Annotated in this window: 15 protein-coding genes and 1 pseudogene; 9 read left to right on the top strand and 7 right to left on the bottom strand. The window is 68.8% G+C overall.

Going from position 1 to position 20462, the window contains the following annotated elements; all coding sequences use genetic code 11:
* Positions 1–345 (top strand): integrase core domain-containing protein (locus H590_RS0108405; protein WP_028703207.1); only part of this gene is annotated, 345 nt, incomplete at its 5' end.
* 230 nt (positions 346–575) lie between these two features.
* On the opposite strand, the gene H590_RS0108400 is transcribed toward H590_RS0108405, so the two are convergent.
* A complete protein-coding gene (locus tag H590_RS0108400; protein WP_084149377.1) occupies positions 576–2138 on the bottom strand; it encodes a sensor histidine kinase in 1563 nt (520 codons plus the stop codon).
* Positions 2139–2147: 9 nt separating this feature from the next.
* Positions 2148–2876 (bottom strand): response regulator transcription factor, encoded by a 729-nt coding sequence (locus H590_RS0108395; RefSeq protein ID WP_028703205.1) that lies wholly within the window; start codon positions 2874–2876, stop codon positions 2148–2150.
* Positions 2877–3314: 438 nt separating this feature from the next.
* On the opposite strand from H590_RS0108395, the gene H590_RS0108390 reads away from it, so the two are divergent.
* Positions 3315–4469, top strand: coding sequence for an inorganic phosphate transporter (locus H590_RS0108390; protein ID WP_028703204.1), 1155 nt, complete (start codon positions 3315–3317; stop codon positions 4467–4469).
* On the top strand, positions 4466–4696 hold the full coding sequence (locus H590_RS0108385; RefSeq protein WP_028703203.1) for a hypothetical protein: 231 nt from the start codon (positions 4466–4468) through the stop codon (positions 4694–4696). Before H590_RS0108390 ends, H590_RS0108385 begins: the two co-directional genes overlap by 4 nt.
* A gap of 370 nt (positions 4697–5066) precedes the next feature.
* Here the strand turns inward: H590_RS0108385 and H590_RS15695 are convergent, their stop codons facing one another.
* Positions 5067–5996 (bottom strand): hypothetical protein, encoded by a 930-nt coding sequence (locus tag H590_RS15695; protein WP_097799367.1) that lies wholly within the window; start codon positions 5994–5996, stop codon positions 5067–5069.
* 814 nt (positions 5997–6810) lie between these two features.
* Here H590_RS15695 and dnaK point away from each other — a divergent pair.
* The 6 genes from dnaK (at position 6811) to budA (ending at position 13069) form a co-directional block, all read left to right on the top strand.
* Positions 6811–8682: a molecular chaperone DnaK gene (dnaK, locus tag H590_RS0108375; RefSeq protein WP_028703201.1), complete on the top strand. Its 1872-nt coding sequence runs from the start codon at positions 6811–6813 to the stop codon at positions 8680–8682.
* Positions 8683–8812: 130 nt separating this feature from the next.
* Complete coding sequence (locus tag H590_RS15690) at positions 8813–9568, top strand: nucleotide exchange factor GrpE (protein WP_071161724.1); 756 nt, start codon at positions 8813–8815, stop codon at positions 9566–9568.
* Between the two features lie 55 nt (positions 9569–9623).
* Positions 9624–10781 carry a molecular chaperone DnaJ gene (gene dnaJ, locus H590_RS0108365; protein ID WP_028703200.1) on the top strand — a complete coding sequence of 386 codons (1158 nt, stop codon included), beginning with the start codon at positions 9624–9626 and terminating at the stop codon, positions 10779–10781.
* 1 nt (position 10782) lies between these two features.
* Positions 10783–11241: a heat shock protein transcriptional repressor HspR gene (locus H590_RS0108360; RefSeq protein ID WP_028703199.1), complete on the top strand. Its 459-nt coding sequence runs from the start codon at positions 10783–10785 to the stop codon at positions 11239–11241.
* Positions 11242–11279: 38 nt separating this feature from the next.
* The gene (locus H590_RS15685) at positions 11280–12152 is read left to right on the top strand and encodes an SGNH/GDSL hydrolase family protein (protein WP_051238319.1); all 873 of its coding nucleotides are present in this window, start codon (positions 11280–11282) and stop codon (positions 12150–12152) included.
* Positions 12153–12349: 197 nt separating this feature from the next.
* The gene (gene budA / locus H590_RS0108350) at positions 12350–13069 is read left to right on the top strand and encodes an acetolactate decarboxylase (protein WP_027586526.1); all 720 of its coding nucleotides are present in this window, start codon (positions 12350–12352) and stop codon (positions 13067–13069) included.
* Positions 13070–13671: 602 nt separating this feature from the next.
* On the opposite strand, the gene H590_RS0108345 is transcribed toward budA, so the two are convergent.
* The 4 genes and pseudogenes from H590_RS0108345 to H590_RS15675 all read right to left on the bottom strand — a co-directional run.
* Positions 13672–15252: an aspartate:alanine exchanger family transporter gene (locus H590_RS0108345; protein WP_036981654.1), complete on the bottom strand. Its 1581-nt coding sequence runs from the start codon at positions 15250–15252 to the stop codon at positions 13672–13674.
* Positions 15253–15255: 3 nt separating this feature from the next.
* The gene (locus H590_RS15680; protein ID WP_051238324.1) at positions 15256–16653 is read right to left on the bottom strand and encodes an amino acid permease; all 1398 of its coding nucleotides are present in this window, start codon (positions 16651–16653) and stop codon (positions 15256–15258) included.
* 350 nt (positions 16654–17003) lie between these two features.
* Positions 17004–19457 (bottom strand): ABC transporter permease, encoded by a 2454-nt coding sequence (locus tag H590_RS0108335; protein ID WP_028703197.1) that lies wholly within the window; start codon positions 19455–19457, stop codon positions 17004–17006.
* 200 nt (positions 19458–19657) lie between these two features.
* Positions 19658–20395, bottom strand: a pseudogene (locus H590_RS15675) (ABC transporter ATP-binding protein); the annotation flags it as partial.
* Positions 20396–20462 lie beyond the last annotated feature (67 nt).

Below are 20462 nucleotides of genomic sequence, written 5' to 3'. Positions count from 1 at the left end.
ACCCGCGCGAACGCGTTCTTCGCAGGCCTGGGCGTCACAGTCACCGCGGTGATGACCGACAACGGTTCCTGCTACCGGTCAGGCGCCTTCGCTGACGCGCTCGGCGACGAGGTGAAGCACAAGTGGACCCGGCCATACCGGCCGCAGACCAACGGCAAGGTCGAGCGGTTCAACCGGACCCTCGCCGTCGAGTGGGCCTACGCGAAGCCCTACGCCAGCGAAGCCGAGCGCGCCGCAGCCTACGAGACCTGGCTCCATCACTACAATCACCACAGACCCCACACCGGGATCGGCGGCCAGACTCCCTCAGCCCGCGTTCACAACGTCACGGGGAAGTACAGCTAGAAAGCACGATCATCAGCATTCGCACAGTCGGAGGACAGCTATCACCCGGTGGGCGCACAGCGGATCTGAACCTCGGCCACTGCAGAACTGGGCCGAGCGGTGGGCTGCTGGAAGCTGGGCGCAGGTCGCGCTGGGAGCGGTGCCATCGGTGGATGGCGCTGTGAGCTCGACTCGTCACGTCGCGCTGTCGGGTGGACTGTGGAGCCTCGGTGGGCGGGGCCGTGAGGCGATCAGCCGGCGAGCGGGAGCCGCAGCGTCATCGTCGTCCCGCGCTCGCTGGAGTCGAGGTGCGCCGAGCCGTGGTGGGCCTCCATCACGGCCGCCACGATCGCCAGCCCCAGCCCGGTGGACCCCTCGGTGGAGTCGGTGCGGGAGGTGTCGGCGCGGGCGAACCGTTCGAAGACCGTCTCGCGGACCGACTCGGGGATTCCTGGACCGTCGTCGGCGACCACCACCCGCGCCTCGGTTCCCTCGACCGCGACGGAGGTGTGCACATGGGTGCCGGGCGGGGTGTGCTTGCGCGCGTTGGAGAGCACATTGACGACCACCTGGGTGAGCCGGTCGGGGTCGGCTGCCACCATGACCGGCTCGTCGGGCAGGTCCAGCGACCAGGTGTGGTCGGTGCTGGCGGCCTGGGAGTCCGAGACCGCGTTGAGCACCACCTCGACGAGGTCGGTGGGCTGGAGGTCGAGAGTCTGGTGGTTGTCTAGACGGGCCAGCAGCAGCATGTCCTCCACCAGACCGCTCATCCTGGTTGCCTGGGCCTCGATCCGGCTCAGCGAGTGGGCGGCGTCCTCCGGCAGCTGCTGCTCGGAGCGGCGGGTGAGTTCCGCGTAGCCGCGGATCGAGGCGAGCGGATTGCGCAGCTCGTGGGAGGCGTCGGCGACGAACTGGCGGACCTTCGTCTCGGATTTCTGGCGGGCCGCCAGGGCTCCCTCGACATTGTTGAGCATGTGGTTGAAGGCCGATCCGACCCGGCCCACCTCGGTGCGCGGATCGGCCAGCGCGGGATCGACGCGGACCGGCAGGTTGACCTCCCCGGAGTCCAGGCCGAGCCTCGAGACGTGGTTGGCCACCGAGGCCAGCCGGTTGAGGGGTTTGAGGTTGTGCATCACGACGGTGCGCGAGATCACCATCGAGGCGACCACGGCCAGTGCCGCCCCGCCGCACTCCAGGATCAGTAGGGCCTTGATCGCTCTGTCGATGTTTCCCATCGGCAGCGCGACCACGTAGGTGGCGCCGTCGCGGGTCTGGGAGAGCACCCGGTAGCGGTCCAGACCGTCCAGCCTGATGCCGTGCTTGCGGCCGTCGCTGGGGACGTCGAGCAGGGTGTTGAGGCCGGAGTCGAGACTCGGCGAGACGGTGGTGGCACTGTTGTTCAGGCCGATCCACATCCCGTTGCCGCGGATGAAGGAGTCCACCTGACCCTCGGTGACCACCGATCCGACCGTCAGCCCGTTGGCGCACCGGGAGACGAAGACCGAGCCCACCGAGTTGCCCAGCACCTTGGACCCCTGGGCGGGGCCGGGGATCTCGGTGAAGCAGGGATCGGCCCCCGGCTGGCTGGACTGGCGTTGGCTGGCGGTGTCGAGCTGCTGGTCCAGCTGGGAAACCAGGATGTGCCAGGTAGCGAAGGTGGTGATGGCGGTCAGCGCGATGGCGACCACCGCGGCGATCGCCGACACCTGGATGATGAGTCGGCGTCCCAGGGTGCCGTTGCCGCGCGGATGGTCCAGCCGGGAGTCCTGCCGGGAGTCTGGCCGTCGGGTGAGGCGCTCCCGGATCCTGCCCATCGTCGCGGCTCAGTTGGCGGGACGCAGCACGTACCCGGCGCCGCGCATGGTGTGGATCATCGGCTGGCGGCCGCGGTCGACCTTCTTGCGCAGGTAGGAGATGTACAGCTCGACGACATTGGCCTGACCGCCGAAGTCGTAGTTCCACACCCGGTCGAGGATCTGGGCCTTCGACAGCACCCGGCGGGGATTGCGCATGAGGTAGCGCAGCAGCTCGAACTCAGTGGCGGTGAGGTTGATCTCCTCGCCGGCCCGGGCCACCTCATGGGAGTCCTCGTCCAGGGTGAGGTCGCCCACCACCAGAGTGGAGTCCGAGCGCGGTTCGGTGGCTCCCGAGCGGCGCAGCAGGCCGCGCAGCCGGGCGATGAGCTCCTCCAGGGAGAACGGCTTGGTGACGTAATCGTCGCCACCGGCGGTGAGTCCGGCGATCCGGTCGGTGACCGAGTCCTTGGCGGTGAGGAAGATCACCGGCACCTCGGGCTGGTCCATCCGGATTCGGCGCATCACCTCCAGGCCGTCGAAGTCCGGCAGCATCATGTCCAGGACGATGGCGTCCGGCTTGACCTCCTTGGCCGCGCGGACGGCCTTGATGCCGCTGTCCGCGGTGGTCACCTTCCATCCCTCGTAGCGCATCGCCATGGAGAGAAGCTCGGTCAGGCTGGCCTCGTCGTCGACGGCCAGGACACGGATCGGAGAGCCGTCGGCGCGTGTGAGTCTGGTGGGTGAATTGTCCGTCACGTCGCAAGAATGGCACGCAGAGGGTGTGTGGAGGACGGGGCTTGGCTGTGATGATCCTGAGAGTCGGTAGTCGGGGGCTGTGTGCAGCCGATGGCCAGGGGAGGGTTGGTCCCCGGCGGATGCGCCGATGGCCCAAGATGAACATTTGGTTAACTTTCACCATCGACCCGGAGTACGGCGTGCCGTCTCGTCCGCGACGTCGCGCCGCGGGGCCGGTTCCTGCGTCGGCCTGCGGGGCGGACCGGACGCCGCCCGCCCGCCCTGTTGCCAGGACAGGGCCCGCCCGGACCCGGACGCGGGGGGCCGGGTCCGCGCAGGGGTGAAAACCGGGGGTCACCGATCGCACTAGCGTTCTGCTGGGTTCGGGCGCACCGCTGGAACCCAGGTTTGTGACGGGTGGGTCTGGTCGACCGCGCGCTCTGAGTCCAAGGACTGTCATTGACAACGACTCTGTTCATCGTCTGCCTGGTCGTGATCACAGCGCTGGCGTTTGACTTCACCAACGGCTTTCACGATTCCGCGAATGCCATGGCCACCTCGGTGGCCACCGGTGCTCTCGCCCCGAAGGTCGCGGTAGGTATCGCGGCCGTCCTCAACGTCGTCGGGGCCACCCTGTCGACCGAGGTCGCCAAGACCATCTCCAGCGGCATCGTCGAGGACTCGCTGGTGAGTCCCGAGATGGTCTTCGCCGGCCTGGCCGGGGCCATCATGTGGAACCTCGTCACCTGGCTCTTCGGACTTCCGTCCAGCTCCTCGCACGCCCTGTTCGGCGGCCTCATCGGCGCCGTGGTGGTCAAGGCGGGGATGAGCGGGGTCCACCTCGAGACCATCCTCAGCAAGATCATCCTGCCGGCCCTGGTCGCCCCGGTGGTGGCCGGCGTCGCCGCCGCCCTGGCCACTCGGCTGGCCTACAAGATCAACGGTCGCACCACCGACAAGAACACTCGCGGCATCTTCCGGCACGCGCAGGTCGTGTCGGCGTCCATGGTCGCCCTGGCCCACGGCACCTCCGACGGCCAGAAGACGATGGGCATCATCACCCTGGTGCTGGTGGCCGCCGGCTACCAGACGGCCGGCACCGGCCCGCACGTCTGGGTCATCCTGGCGGCCGGCTGCGCCATCGGCCTGGGTACCTACTCCGGCGGGTGGCGGATCATGCGAACCATGGGCAAGGGGCTGTGCGACATCGAGTCCCCCCAGGGATTCGCCGCCGAGACCTCCTCGACCGTCGCCATCCTCGCCAGCTCCCACCTGGGCTTCGCGCTGTCGACCACCCACGTCTGCTCGGGATCGATCCTGGGCTGCGGGCTCGGCCGAGGCACTCAGGTCCGGTGGTCCACCGCCGGGAGAATGGCGATCGCCTGGGTCGTCACCCTGCCCTGTGCCGCGGTCGTCGGCGCGCTGGCCTCCCTCATCGCCGGCCTCGGGCTCGGCGGCATGGCGATCGATGCGGCCCTGCTGCTGCTCGGCGCCGGGTTCATCCTCCATCAATCCCGTCATCACTCGATCGATTCGAAGAATGTCAACGAGTCCAGCGACGTCAACGTGCGCAAGCCCGGCGTCGCCCACGTCTCCGAGGGAGCCGCAGCATGAGCATCGACTGGATCGCACTGGCCCAGGTCGCGATGGTGACCGTGCTGGCCGCCGTGGCCATCGTCGGAGTCGTCTCCGGCGGGGCGCTGATGCTCGACCGGGCGAAGATCCGCGAGGGCAACGGGGACGGCACCGCCTCCCTGGTGATGATCGGCTGGAGCATGATCGGGCTGGCCGGCCTGGTGGTCCTCTACGGCCTCTACCTCCTCATCCCCTACTTTCACTGAGTTCTGGGTGGACTGACTGGCCGGCTGGTTCTCCAGCCGGCCAGTTGTCTTCCCGGCCGTCCTGCGGTGCCGGCCCCTATGTGGTGCCGGACGTCCTGCGGTGCCCCCTGGGTTGCCGGTGCCACCCTTTTTGCGACGATGCTCGCGAAGTTCGACGATGCTCGCGCTATAGCGTGAGCATCGTCGAACTTCGCGAGCATCGTCGGGGTTTGGGCGGCCAATGGACTGGGTGTGGTCGGGTTTGGGGCTGGTGTGGTCGGATCTGGCCGGGTGGGCAGGGTCGGCTGAAGTCCTGGGTGGTCTCGGTCGGTTGAAGTGCTGGTGGATTCGGCCGGCTCAAGCTCCGGGTGCCCCCGATGACGGCTCCGGGCTATGCGCCAGGTCCTGTCCTGTAGATCAGACGTCGCAGCCGGTACGCCGCTGCCCGGGGGTTCCTCAGATCGGCCGCGCTGAACCTGATGATCTGGAATCCCTGGTCGCGGATGGCCGCCTCCCGGTCCTTCTCGGCGACGACGACGTCTGAGACGGTCTGGCCCGGACGCAGCAGCCGACCGTACTTCTCGGGGCCGTCGTACTCGCCGATCACCCCGAACTCCGGCCACCCGAAGTCGGTCCGTGCGACGAACTGTCCGTCCGGGGTGCGGATGATGAACTGCAGCACCGGGCGGGGGCAGCCCTGGACCTCCAGCATGGCGCGCATCAGCGACTCCCCGGGGCTCTCGGGGGCAGGGTCGGCGAACTCCGCCACCCGCCGTGCCGCTCGGTTTCCCGGTCTGCGGAAGGCACGGTCCGTGAGCTCCTGGAGGTGCTGCGCGGATCCGCCTCTGCCCAGGACGGCGTCGGCGATCATGACGCCGGTGACGAAGCCGAACTCGCGCGCCATGTCGACCGCGGTGCGCTCCGGACTGGTGACGCGGACCCCGCGGACGTCACAGATCTCTTGGGGAGTGATTCTGCACGTCCGCGTCACGAGCCATGGTTTGCGGTGCCTGCTGTTGTCTCCCGGCGGTTTGGTCACCCACACCGTCGTCTGCTCGTCCTTGGTCATCGGGAGCCCGAGGAGGGCCGCAGCCGAGACATGGCTCAGGACCCAGTCGTCCCCGCCGAGGACGGGCAGGGTCGCCTCGATGAGGTCGAGCTGGAGCTCTCGCTCGTCGATGCCCGGTGGACCGGTGCTCACCGCCCCGTGCCGGATCGTGGTCATGGACCCGTCGCTGATGCACCGCGCGACGTCCTCATGGCTCATTCCTTCGCGGACCAGATCGCTGACCCGCCTGACGTTCTTGGATATCCCCTTCACACCCAGAACAGGTGGTCCGAGAACCGCGTTTTGTGACGGTGGTGGCCGGGATTCACAGTGGAGTTCGCTGTGGGCGGAATCTGGGCACGGTGTGGCCGTTCCTGGACTCTCCTGCAGGCGGTGGCCTGCTCGGCGGAGTGGGGCTTCGGCCAGAGGGTGGGACGCCGGTCGGGTTGATGCCCGGTTGGGGGAGTGGGACGTCGGTCAGGGTGGTGCCCAGTTGGGGGTCGCGGCCGCTGGTCGGGGTGTGTCAGCGGGTCCGAACCGCGGTGGCCGTCATTCGGTCCGTGCCGGGGTATCCGTCCACGCCCGACCGGAACCCCGGACTGTGCCCGGCGGCCCCGACCGCAGCGGACCAAGGCCCGGCTGGATTGAAGTATGACCGCCCCGGGCCGAAGTCCCATCCCGCCCGCTGGTGGAGTCCGACCACCCCCACGCGGTCCGACCATCCCTGGGGAAGTCTGACCCTGACCCCACGATGCTCGCGAAGTTCGACGATGCTCGCGCTATAGCGCGAGCATCGTCGAACTTCGCGAGCATCGTGGAGTGTGGGTGGGCGCAGACGCGTGGACGCGTGGAATGTGGGTGCGCGGAGACGTGTGGGAGAGGTCGGGAATACCACCGGGGTCACCAGGGTTGAGTCTGGTGTACTCAAGGTTGGAGCACGAAAGGCCCGCAGGAAGGTTGATACGGGTCGACTCAACCGCTAGCCTTGAGCCGTAACCGCTCAAGGGGACGCCAGGCAGATGGTTGGCCACGGGGTCCCGGAGAGCCACATGAAGAACTTTCACCTCACTCAGGAGGAACAGGAAACATGGCCCGTGCAGTAGGCATCGACCTCGGAACCACCAACTCGTGCGTCGCCGTCCTCGAGGGTGGCGAGCCCACCGTCATCCCGAACGCCGAGGGCGCCCGCACCACTCCGTCGGTGGTCGCCTTCACCAACAGCGGTGAGGTGCTGGTCGGCGAGGTCGCCAAGCGTCAGGCTGTGACCAACGTCGATCGCACCATTCGCTCCGTCAAGCGTCACATGGGCACCGACTGGACCGTCAAGATCGACGACAAGACCTACAAGCCCCAGCAGATCAGCGCCTTCGTGCTGCAGAAGCTGAAGAGGGACGCCGAGGCCTACCTCGGTGAGACCGTCACCGACGCCGTCATCACTGTCCCGGCGTACTTCTCCGACGCCCAGCGTCAGGCCACCAAGGAGGCCGGCGAGATCGCCGGCCTGACCGTTGACCGAATCGTCAACGAGCCCACCGCCGCGGCCCTGGCCTACGGCCTGGACAAGACCGAGAAGGAGCAGACCGTCCTGGTCTTCGACCTCGGCGGCGGCACCTTCGACGTCTCCCTGCTGGACATCTCCGACGGGGTTTTCGAGGTCAAGGCCACCAACGGCGACAACCGTCTGGGTGGCGATGACTGGGATCAGCGGGTCGTCGACTGGCTGGTCACCAACTTCAAGAACGCTCACGGCGTCGACCTGTCCAAGGACAAGATGGCCAAGCAGCGTCTGCAGGAGGCCGCCGAGCGCGCCAAGATCGAGCTGTCGCAGGCCTCTGAAACCCAGATCAACCTGCCCTACATCACGGCCACCCCGGAGACCGGTGCCCTGCACCTGGACGAGAAGCTGACTCGCGCCGAGTTCCAGCGCCTCACCTCCGACCTGCTCGACCGCTGCCGCGCACCGTTCAACGCGGTGATGAAGGACGCCGGTCTCGACGTCTCCAAGATCGACGAGGTCATCCTGGTCGGCGGCTCCACGAGGATGCCCGCCGTCACCGATCTGGTCACCGAGCTCGCTGGCAAGGAGCCCCACAAGGGCGTCAACCCCGATGAGGTCGTGGCCCTGGGCGCCTCCCTGCAGGCCGGCGTCCTGAAGGGCGAGGTCAAGGATGTGCTGCTTCTGGACGTCACCCCGCTGAGCCTCGGCATCGAGACCAAGGGCGGCGTGATGACCAAGATCATCGAGCGCAACACCACGATCCCGACCAAGCGGTCCGAGGTCTTCACCACCGCCGACGACAACCAGCCGTCCGTGATGATTCAGGTCTACCAGGGCGAGCGCGACTTCGTCCGCGACAACAAGTCGCTGGGCAACTTCGAGCTCACCGGCCTGATGCCCGCACCGCGCGGCATCCCGCAGATCGAGGTCACCTTCGACATCGACGCCAACGGCATCGTCCACGTCCACGCCAAGGACATGGCCACCGGCAAGGAGCAGTCCATGACTGTCACCGGCGGTTCGGCCCTGGGCAAGGACGAGATCGACAAGATGGTCAAGGAGGCCGAGGCCAACGCCGACGCCGACAAGAAGCACCGCGAGGCGGTCGAGATGCGCAACGAGGCCGATTCGCTGGCCTTCCGCACCGAGAAGCTGCTCGACGAGAACGGCGACAAGATCCCCGAGGACGTCAAGACCCCGGTGACCGAGGCCATCGCGAAGCTAAAGGAGACCCTCAAGGGCACCGACAACGACGACGAGGTGAAGGCCGCCATGGACGACCTCAACCAGAAGGCGTCGGCGATGGGCCAGGCGATCTACGCCGCCGCTCAGGCCAACCAGCAGCAGGCCCCGGCCGATGGTGAGGCCGCCGGCGCCGCCGGAGAGTCCTCGGCCGAGGGCGATGACGGCGTCGTGGACGCCGAGATCGTCGACGACGACAAGGATGACAAGGCCAACTGAGCGCAGCTGTGAGCCCGGCCCCGCGGCCGGGCCCGCAGGCTCCACGCAGTCTCCACGCGTGACCGGGGGCGTCGGGTGAACCGGCGCCCCCGGGGCGCAGAACGCCAGATCCAGGGGTGACGAGAACGACATGAGTGACAACGAGAACTTTGACAAGCCCGAGGACGCCGACCGTCGCGATGGCGGTGACTCCCCGGCCGACCCGGCCGATCGGGCCACTGGCAGGGCCAGTGATGACCAGGCCTTCAACGACATCGTGGAGGGAGTCGAGCTGAACACCGACGGCGTCGACCAGAGCACCGGCAGCGGACCAGAGGGTCCGACCGACCCGCCCAGCCGGGAGAGCCAGCTGGCCACCCTGCTGGCCGAGCGGACCGAGGACCTCCAGCGTCTTCAGGCCGAGTACGTCAACTACAAGCGCAGGGTCGACCGCGACCGCGACCTGGCCCGCCAGGTGGGCGTCCGAAAGGTCGTCGCGGACCTGATGCCGGTGCTGGACTCGATCGAGATGGCCCGCCAGCACGGCGAGCTGGAGGAGGGGTCCGGGTTCCGTGCGGTTGCCGACGCGATCGCGAAGGTCGCCGCGGCCCACGACCTCACCAGCTTCGGCGCGGTGGGCGAGGAGTTCGATCCCCACGTCCACGAGGCGCTGATGCAGGTGCCGCTGCCCGGGGCGACGGTGACCTCCGTCTCCCAGGTGATGCAGCCGGGCTACAAGCTCGGCGACCAGGTGCTGAGGCCGGCCCGGGTGGCAGTGTCGGATCCTGATCCGAACGCCGTCTCGGACGGTAACGGCAGCACGGGTACCGGCAGCACCGGCAGCAACGGCAATGGTGCCTCGGAGGCCGACGGGGGCTCCGGTCAGAGCCCCGCTGGTGACAACTGAGACGCGACACGAGCAGATGAGCAATCGAGTGGATTCGACAGGGAGGAGGCGCTGAATGAGCACGACTGACTGGGCCAACAAGGACTACTACAAGGTGTTGGGCGTCTCCAAGGACGCCAAGCCTGAGGAGATCAAGAAGGCCTTCCGCAAGCTGGCGCGGGAGAACCACCCCGACTCCCATCCGGGCGACAAGGCGGCGGAGGCCCGCTTCAAGGAGGCATCCGAGGCCAATGACGTGCTGTCAGACCCGAAGAAGCGCAAGGAGTACGACCAGCAGCGCAGCCTGTTCGGCGGTGGCGGCGGGTTCAAGTTCCCCGGCGGGGGCGGTCAGAACGTCCGGGTCGACGACCTGTTCCGCAATGCCACCAACGGCGACGGACTGGGCGACCTGTTCGGCAACCTCTTCGGCTCCACCGGCGGAAGGCGGACCACGACCAGGGCCGCCCGACGCGGTGCCGACGTCGAGGGCGAGGTGACCGTCGACTTCACCGACGCGATCGCCGGTGTCACGGTGCCGATGCGCACCGTCTCCGAGGCCGCATGCCAGGCCTGCCGGGGGACCGGCGCCAAGGCCGGCACGATGCCCAGGGTCTGCCCCACCTGTGAGGGGTCCGGGATGCACACCACCAACAGCGGCGGCGTCTTCCAGATGAGCGAACCGTGCCCAGACTGCAAGGGCCGCGGGATGATCATCGACGACCCCTGCCCGATCTGCCACGGTTCGGGACGGGCAAAGTCGACCCACACCATGCAGGTGAGGATTCCCGCCGGGGTCGAGGACGGCCAGCGGATCCGCATCAAGAGCAAGGGCTCCCCGGGGGAGAACGGCGGACCGGCCGGCGACCTGTACGTCGTGGTCCATGTGCGTCCCCACAAGCTGTTCGGACGCGAGGGCCACAACCTCACCGTCAAGGTGCCGGTGACCTTCTCGGAGGCCGCCCTCGGCGCCAGGATCGGCGTCCCGCTGCTCCAGGGCGGAACCGTCACCCTGAAGATCCCCGCCGGGACTCCCGACGGGCGCACCTTCCGGGTGCGCGGCAAGGGTGCTCCGCGGCACGACGGCACCCGTGGCGACCTGCTGGCCACCATCGCGGTGACGGTGCCCACCTCGCTGGACGCCGACGCCCAGGCGGCGCTCAAGGAGTTCGCCGCCAGGGCCAACCAGCCCGACCCCAGGCCGTGGGACAGCCCTCACTCCGGGTCGGTGAGCTGAGATGGCCCGGCGCGCGAAGGTCCTCGCCGAGGGGACCGATCTGGCCCCGATCGACGAGGACGCCGCGATCTTCCCCATCTCGGTGGCCGCCGGACTGGCCGGGATGCACCCCCAGACCCTGCGCGGTTACGACCGCCTCGGTCTGGTGGTGCCCAGCCGGGCCAAGGGCCGGGGACGCCGGTACACGGCCCGCGACATCAGCCGCCTGAGGCTGGTGCAGCACCTCTCCCAGGAGGAGGGGATCAATCTCAACGGGATCCGTCGGATCCTCGAGATGGAGAGCCGCATCGACCGGCTCAACGAGCAGATCGATCAGCTCACCGACACGATGCGCCAGATGCAGGACGCCGAGTACCACGGGAATGCGGACCTGCCGAGGGTCTTCACCGCCGAGTCGGCCGGGCTGGTGCACATGGGCAGAACCATTGTCCGCGCACAGCTCGCTCTTCCGAGCCGGTGACATGCTGAGGTGATGAGATCGCGTCTGGCTGCTGTCTGATGGCCCTGCTGGTCATCAGCACGGCCGGTTGCGCCCGATTCCCCAGCGCCGCCGCGGCCCCGGGGACGTCGTCCAGCGGTGCCGGCTCGTCGACGCCGGGGGTGTCGTCGGGGACGGGGACGTCGGGGGCGTCGTCATCCTGGCGCCCGGACTCGACGGGAAGCTCCACAGCCACGCCGACTCCCACCCCGACCCTGGCCGGTCATGCCGGTCGATACGTCACCGTCGGGCTGGGCGACTCGGTCCCCTCGGCGGCCAACTGTCCGGGCTGCGTCTCCTACATCACCCAGGTCGGCGACCGACTGGCCGACCGGGCCGGGGTGACCGGCGTCGTCGTCAATGACGCGGTCGCCGGGTTCCCCAGCTCCCAGGTGCTGGACCAGCTGGGCACCGACGGGGTGCGCTCCCGGGTGGCCGACGCCGACCTGGTCGTCATCACAGTCGGCGCCAACGACCTGCCCGACGACTCGGACGGCTCCTGCGACCCGGACTCGGGGTGCGCCCGGATGGCGATCGCCGAGCTGAGGACGCGGCTCACCACGATCGTCCAGCAGGTCCGCGCGCTGCAGACCGCCCCCGACGCGAAGGTGGTCGTCTCCGGGTACTGGAATGTCGGCGTCGACGGTGCGGTCGGGCGCCAGAACGGGCCGCAGTACATGACGACGTCGCGGACCATGACCCGGCTGTTCAACGCGATGGTGGTCGAGGTCGCCGCATCCCAGAAGGCGATCTACGCCGACTTCTCGACCCCCTTCATCGGGACCGACGGAAGCGCGGACCCGACCGATCTGCTGGCCTCCGACGGGGACCATCCCAATGCCGCCGGGCACGCCCGGCTGGCCGATGCGGTGGTCTCGGCGCTGGGTCGGTGAGGTTCTCCGGCTCCTTGGGGGCGTCTGACCAGGACGGTTTCCGGCTCGTTGAGGGCGTCGGACAGGTGAGGTTCTCCGGATCCTGGATGAGGGTCGGAGCGGTGAGGCCGTCGGCGGTCGGGTGACCCTCCCTTGGAAGTCGTCGGGGGCTCTCGGAGGAGCGTGCGGGGAGCCCGAGGATGCTTAAGCTGGAGTCCGTGAATCGACACGAGTTCTTCCAGACCAGTCTCATCTCATCTCTCATGGACGGCGTCTACGAGGACGAGATGTCCATTGCCGAGCTGCTGTCCCACGGGTCCTTCGGGCTCGGCACCTTCAACGGTCTGGACGGGGAGATGGTGATCCTCGACGGACGGTGCTTCCAGCTGCGCGGGGACGGCACCACCCGGCCGGCGCTGATGAGTCAGCACACCCCCTACGCGACGGTGACCAACTTCGTCCCCTCCCACCGTCTGGAGATCAATCAGACCCTGCACCGTTCGGACCTGTCGCGGCTCATCGACGGGCTGCTGCCCAGTGCGAACTACATGTATGCGCTGCGGATCTGCGGTCACGTCGGCTGGGTGACGACGCGCACGGTGGTTCAGCAGGCCAAGCCCTACCGTCCGATGGTGGAGGCCACCGACGGCGAGGAGGTGGTGCGCGCCGAGGACCTGGACGGCGTCTTCGTCGGTTTCCGGACCCCCGTCTACCAGGGCGGGATCTCAGTGCCGGGGTGCCATGTCCACTTCATCGACGACACCCGGACCCTGGGCGGTCACGTCGTCGACTTCGAGATCAGCAACGGGTCGGTCGAGGTGTGCGTCGGCACCGATCTGCGACTTCGACTTCCGGTGACCACCGAGTTCGAGCACGCCGATCTGGCACCGGCGGATCTGGCCGCCCAGATGGCCAAGACCGAGCACAGCACGATCTGACCTGATTGACGGGGTCGGCTCCGGACCAAGAAGGATCCGGTCCGATTGCCTGGTCTGCTCCGAGAAGGGCCTGGTCTGGCTGCCTGCTGGCTGCTCGCAGTTTCTGGTTGTCGGCGTCTGCGTCTGTCGACGTCTGCCGGTCTTCACCGGTTCCGCCCTCTATCTGCCTGACTCTGCCCGCCCTCACTCCGTTTCTGCCTGCCTCTGCCCGCCCGAACTTCACGTTGATCCAGATACTCGGCGTTGATCCTCTTGTAACTGGATCAACGCCGAGTATCTGGATCAACGTGGTGAGGGGGAGGTGGGGGTGCCGAGTAACTGGATCAACGTGGAGCCAGGGATGGGGGAGGACGTCGTTCAGGGCGGAGAGGCAGCCAGACGCCGTCAGGACAAGGGAGCTGGAGACGCCGTCCAGGGCAGCGGAAGGACACCGTCAGGGCAGGTGGGGAGACGACGGGACGCCGTCAGACCAAGGGCGAGACAGCCAGACGCCGTCAGACCAAGGGTGAGACGGCCAGACACCGCAGGGCAAGAAGCGGAGACAGCCACAGGCACCCAAGAAGGCCGACATCACAACGGAGAACGACGGAACGGCAACCCCCTCAGAGCAGGGCGATGACCTGAACCATGACGATCTTGACCACGGTTCCCAGGGCGAACAGCGCACCGTAGGCCGACTCGATCCGCTCGTCGTTGACCAGGGTGTTGGCATACCCCAGGATCGCCGGCTGGCCGACGAACCCGGCGAATCCGCCGGTGGCCCGCTGGGCCGACAGCTGCAGCCACCGGGCGGCGGCCAGCAGGATGACCCCGCCGAGGATCAGCGAGACGGCCGAGACGATGACCACCGCCAGACCGTGCCAGGTGAGGGCCTGGGAGATGAAGGCCTGACCGGAGGCCAGTCCGACGCAGGCCAGGAAGATCATCAGGCCGATCTGGCGAAGGATGTTGTTGGTGGCGTGCGGCAGGTCCCAGCGCAGCGGCCCGGTGCGGTGCACCGCACCGAGGATCATGCCCATCACCAGCGGTCCGGCAGCTGCTCCGAGCTCGAACTTGAGGCCGCCGGGAAGGGCCACCAGGATCGCCCCGAGCACCAGGCCCATCGCCGCACCCAGACCCAGCGAGAGGGCGTCGACCTGGGAGACCCGGGCCTCCGAGTCGCCGAACAGGTCGGCGGCGTCGGACAGCCGGTTGGCCGGCACCACGACGAGCACCCGGTCGCCGGGCTGCAGGATGATGTCGTCATTGGCGAGCATGTCGAGGTCGCCGCGGCGCACCCGGGTCACCTTGCCGCTGGTGCGTCCGCGGACGTCGATATCTCCCAGACGCCGCCCGACCAGCAGCGGGTTGGAGACCAGGAACCGCCGGAAGTCCACCGTGTTGCGGTCGTCGGTGAGGCGCTTGCGGGACCGGTGTCCCAGGTGCTTGACGGCCTTGTCGACGTCGTTGGGGTTGCCCACCACCAGCACCTGGTCTCCGATGTGCAGGTCGTCGTCGGGGCGGGCCAGGCGCATTTCACCGTCGCGCAGCAGGTAGGACATCCGGATCTGGTCGGCGGTGAATCCGGGGGTGTGGCGGATCGTCGTCTCGCGGTCCACCACGGTGGACACCGAGGTCAGTCCGGCCTCGGCCATCGAGGTGTTGTCCTTCTTGGCCGGCCACTTGCGGGTGGCGATCATCGAGACGACGATCATCGCGACGACGACGCCGACCGGGTAGGAGATCGCGTAACCGACCAGGGTGTCGCCGGCCCCCTGGGTGGCCGACTGGGCGGCGTCAATGGCCGGTGAGGTGAGGACGCCGGCGTAGAGCCCGGCGATGTGCGCCGAGGACAGTCCGAAGAGTCGTCCCAGCCCGATCGCGGCCCCGGCCATCACGACCAGTCCGACGATCGCCGCCACCATCAGCGTCCACTGCCGCTTGAGGTCGGACAGGAAGGTCGAGCCGGCCGACAGTCCGACGGTGTAGCAGAACAGCACGACGCCGAGCGCCTTGACGCTGGCCAAACCCTGTCCAAGACGCGGGTCGAGGGTGCCCACCACGAGCCCCATGAACAGGGCCCCGGCGGCGCCGAAGCGCAGCGGCCCGAACTTGATCTGGCCGAGCATGGCGCCCAGGGCCAGGACCACGAGGATGGTGACCAGCTGGTGGGCGACCAGGAAGTCCAGCACGATGGTGAACACGGATCAGTTCTCCCTCGAGGCGATCTGGTCGCCGTCGGTGTGGTGGTTCGAGTGACGTCGCCGGGCCAGCCGCGACAGCGCCCAGCCGACGATGAGGATGATGAGCCAGACCGGGCCGACGCCGACCGCGATCTGGTAGGCGGGATTGCCCGACAGCACCATCAGGATGACGATAACGGCCATGAATGCCAGCACGAGCCAGTTGGTGACGGGTGCTCCCGGCATCTTGAACCGTAGGGCGCCGATCGCGGCGTCGTCCAGTCTGCGGCGGAAGAACAGCTGGGTGATGACCACCATCCCCCAGTTGATGAAGGCGGCGATCAGGGCGATCGACATCACATATCCGAAGGCCTGGGCGGGCAGTACGGCGGTGAGCAGGACGGCCGCGGCGGTGACGATGCTGGAGACGACGACGCCGACCCACGGCGAGCCGTTGCGGCTCACCTTCGCCAGGACCCGCGGGGCGTTGCCGCGCTGGGCCAGCGAGAAGAGCATCCGGCCGTTGGAGTACAGCCCGGAGTTGTAGGCCGAGACGGCCGCGGTGAGGACGACGGCGTTGAGGATCGCGGCCGCTCCGGGGATGCCGATCTGGTCGAAGATCTGGACGAAGGGGCTGGCCTTCCCGTCGATCCTGTCCCACGGGGTGAGGGCGACGATGACGAAGATCGCCCCGATGTAGAAGATGAGGATCCGGTAGACCACCTGGTTTATGGCCCGGGGGATGGATCGCTGGGGGTCCTGGGCCTCGCCGGCGGTGATCCCGATGAGCTCGACCCCGCCGAAGGAGAACATCACCACGACCAGGCCTGTCATGATTCCGTGCAGGCCGTGGGGTGCAAATCCGCCGTGGGTCCACAGGTTGGAGATCCCGGTGGCCGGGGTGCCGCCGGCTCCGGCCACCATGATCCACAGTCCGAAGCAGATCATCGCGATGATCGCGACCACCTTGATGATCGCGAACCAGAACTCGAACTCCCCGTAGGCCTTGACGTGGAGCAGGTTGATGGCGGTGATGATGACCAGCATCACGGCCGCCGAGACCCAGGTCGGCACCGAGGGCAGCCAGTAGTTGATGTAGATGCCCACCACCGACAGCTCGGCCATCGAGACGGCGATGTAGTTGAACCAGTAGTTCCAGCCGGAGACGAATCCGGCCAGGTCGCCCCAGTAGTCGTGGGCGTAGGTGGAGAAGGCCCCGGAGGTCGGGTGGTCGACGCTCATCTCGCCCAGCGCCCGCATCACCAGGTAGATGACGATGCCTCCGATGAGGTAGCTGACGATCACCGCGGGTCCGGCGGCCCCGATCGAGTCGGAGGCGCCGTAGAACAGTCCGGTGCCGATCGCCCCGCCCAGCGCGATGAGCTGGATGTGACGGTTGCGCAGGTCGCGGCGCAGGGCGATTCCGCCTGTCCGATCGGTGCTGCCATTGTCGTCAGCCTTGCCGGTACTACCGGTACTGCCGACTCCGTCGTCGGACCCGCCGGGTCCCGAACCGGTGTCGGCGGGGGTGGTGCGGTTCGGCGACTGGAGAGGGCTCACTCCGAGCATCCTAGAGTTCGGGTCTGACGGCGGTGGCGGCGGCCGGGGCGTGGACGCCGCCACCGAGACCTCGGGGGTGGGGTAGGGCGGCGGAGGGACCGGGGGAGGGCCACCGCTATGGCCCTGCCCTCCCGGTGCGGCCCCACCTCGCAGCCTGGTCCCTCCCGGTCCGCCTACTCCAGGTCCCGCACGGTGGGCGGTCAAGTCCCCGACTACTCCCCGGCCAGGGCCACCGACGGGCTCACCCGGGCGGCGTGCCGGCCGGGAATCACCGAGGCCAGCCAGCCGGCCGCCATCGCGATCGCCGCGACCGCCGCCAGCTGCAGCCAGGGCAGGGAGACGATGACATCGGCCCCCTGGCTGCCGAGCATGGCGTAGGTCCCGGCGATCCCGTAGCCGGTGCCCAGCACCAGCCCGACCACCACGGCCGCCACCGACTCCAGCACCGCCTCGTGGCCGAACATCGCCCGCACCTGTCGGCGGGTCAGCCCCAGCGCCCTCAGCAGGCCGATCTCACGGGTCCGCTCCAGCACCGACAGGCCCAGGGTGTTGCCCACCCCGACCAGCGCGATGACCACCGAGATCGCCAGCAGACCGATGACCAGGGCCAGCATGATCGTCACCACCCGCTGGATCTCATCCCTGCTCGAGGCGGCGCTGATGATCGACGCCCCCGGGATCGGGCTGATCGCCCGGGTGATCGACGCGGTGGCGTCGGAGGGGCTGGTCCCGGCCGCGTAGCGCACCAGGATCTGGCTTCCGACGGCGTCGGGAAGAACCCTCTTCATGGTGGCGGCGCTCAGGGCGATGCTGGGCGCCCGCTGGTCCGTGGGCTGGGCCACCGCGACCAGTTCCAGGGAGCGCTGTCCGTTGCGGATCGTCACCTTCTGTCCGGTGGTCACGCCGGGCGCCCGGACCACCACGTGCCGGTCGTCCAGTCTGGCCAGCGCCTCGGTGTCGCGCAGTGCCGCCAGGGCTCCGGCGGAGTATCCGGCGACGTCCACCCGCTGGGTTCTGCCGCCGGCGGTGAGGGTGGCCTGGCCGGAGCTCACCTCTCCGGCTGCGGCCACCCCGTCTGCGCCGCGCGCCGCATCCAGCAGCCGGTCGGGGAGCCGTCCGGAGTCGCTGGTCACGATGGCGTCGGTGGGGAAGTGCTCGTCCAGGGTCTTGTTGACGCTGGTCTGCGCGGTGGCGGCGCCGACCGCCGTCATGACGATGAGGGTGACGCCGACCAGTAGGGCGGAGACGGTGGAGGCCGCCCGGCCCGGGTTGCGCTGGGTGTTCTCGGTGGCCAGTTCGGCCGGGACGCCGCCCAGCCGGGCCGCGAGGCGTCCAAGAGACAGGGCCAGTCGGGGGATGACGACGATCGCCAGGATGAGCACCCCGACGAAGCTCGCCAGTCCGCCGGCGATGCCGGCGACCAGGGCCAGGCCAGTGACCTTCGTCCCGATCGCCCCGTAGACCAGCAGGCCGGCTCCAGCGACGAACAGCACGGCGCCGATCGCCAGTCGGACCCGTCCGACCCGCCGGGTGGGTTCGGGCGACACCGGGGACAGGGCGGCGACCGGGGGAACCCGGGTGGCTCTGCGGGCCGGTGGCAGGGCGGCCAGCACGGTGACCAGGATGCCGACCGCCGCGGGGGCCAGCAGGGACACCGGGTCCAGGGTGATCACCGACTGCAGCGGCAGGTTCATCCGGGACCGGCCCAGGGACACCAGCAGCTGGGAGAGTCCGGTGCCCACCGTCAGACCCAGGATCGAGCCGATCACACCGGTGGCCAGGGCCTCGATGAGCACCGAGTTGCGGACCTGCCGGCGGGTGGCGCCGACGCAGCGGGCCAGTGCCAGGGAGCGGGTCCGCTGGGCGACCAGGATGGCGAAGGTGTTGACGATGACGATCGCGGCGACCGCCACGGCGATCGCGGCGAAGGCCCCCATGAAGCCGGTCAGCGCCCCGGAGCCGGCCAGCGACTGGCGGGTCAGCTCGGCCCGCTCGGCATCGGCTGTGCGCACCGTGATGCCGGCGGCGTCCATCCCGGGAACCTTCTTGACAGCCTGGGCGACGGCCTGCTGGCCGCCGGTCCCGGTGACGTAGACGGTGTCGTAGCCGGGGGTGCCGCGGGCCGCCATCAGGGTCCGGGAGTCGGTGTAGACCTGCTGGCTGTCGGTGTTCATCGAGACCCTCGGGGCGGGGGCGATGACGCCGACCACCCGCACCTGCTGCGGCTTCGCGGCGTTGTCGACGCCGAGAAGGGTCAGTGTCGATCCCTGCCTCACCCCGGCGTCGATCATCAGGGGGTTGACGAGGGCCTCCCCGGCGCTGCGGGGGAGCCGCCCCGAGACCAGGGTGCGCTGACCCGAAGAGGGGGTGAGGTGCCCCTCGACCATCGACATGCCGCCGGAGTGGGTGGCCCTCAGCGTCGTGGAGATCGTCGGGTCGACGCCGGTCACCCCGGAGGCTCGGGAGATCGCCTGGGTGGCGGCGACCGGGAGGGTGGTGGAGGGGTCGGCGACCACGACGGCGTCCGCCCCCTCGACCGATGCGGCGGTCTGGGAGGTGATGGAGGCCTTCATGGTGGCCGACATGATGAGGGTGGCGGCCAGGAAGGCGACCCCGAGCAGGACCGCCAGGATGGTGGGGATCAGTCTGCGGCGCTCCGGAGTCATCGCGCGACCCCCACGTTCCGGGCGGCAGCGTCCTGTGCCGATGCGTCCGGTGCGTCCAGGCCTGCAGCATCCCGGCAGGCCGGACAGCCGGCGTCTCTCCAGCCGTGTGTCGCTCCGCTGCCTGCGGCTCCGCTGCCGTCCGGTCTCGTGGAGCCGTCCTCGGCCAGCACCCCGGCCCGCAGTGACACCCAGTGGTCCTCACTGGTTCGCCCGTCGCGCAGGGTGACGACGCGGTCGGCGTACTCGGCGGCGTGGTGGTCGTGGGTGACCATCACGACCGTCTGTCCCAGGTCCTCGACGCAGTTGCGCAGGAAGGTGAGCAGGGAGTCGCTGGCCGCGGAGTCCAGGGCCCCGGTGGGCTCGTCGGCGACGATGACGTCGGGACGGGTGATGAGCGCCCGGGCCACCGCGACGCGCTGCTGCTGACCGCCGGACAACTCGGAGGGCCGGTGGGACAGCCTCTCGGTGATCCCCAGCATCCCGGTGACCCGGTCGAACCACTCCTGGTCGACTCGACGCCGCGACAGCTTCAGCGGCAGCAGGATGTTCCTCTCGGCGGTGAGGGTGGGCATCAGGTTGAAGGACTGGAAGACGAAGCCGATCCGGTCGCGGCGCAGCCGGGTGAGGTCGTCGTCGGACAGCGAGGTGATGTCGGTGTCGCCGATCCACACCGTGCCGCTGGTGGGGGAGTCCAGTCCGGTGAGGCAGTGCAGCAGGGTCGACTTGCCCGATCCGGAGGCCCCCATGATGGCGGTGAGATGGCCGGCCGCCAGATCCAGACTCACCCCGTCCAGGGCGTGCACGGTGGCGGGACCGGAGCCGTAGGTCTTGGTGAGGTCGACGGCGCGGACCGCGGACCGCACGGTAGGTCGGGATCCGGACCGGGGCGGTGCGCCGTCGGGGCGAAGGGCGCGGGCGGGGGTGGCTGAGTGGGACATCGTGCGGTCTCCTGGGTCTGGGTCAACGAACACCACAGACGCTAGAAATCGGCCGCATCGTCGCGAA

It is taken from the genome of Acidipropionibacterium jensenii DSM 20535 (genome assembly GCF_000425285.1).
Taxonomy (GTDB): domain Bacteria; phylum Actinomycetota; class Actinomycetes; order Propionibacteriales; family Propionibacteriaceae; genus Acidipropionibacterium; species Acidipropionibacterium jensenii.
This window is presented reverse-complemented; position numbering and strand designations above follow the sequence as displayed.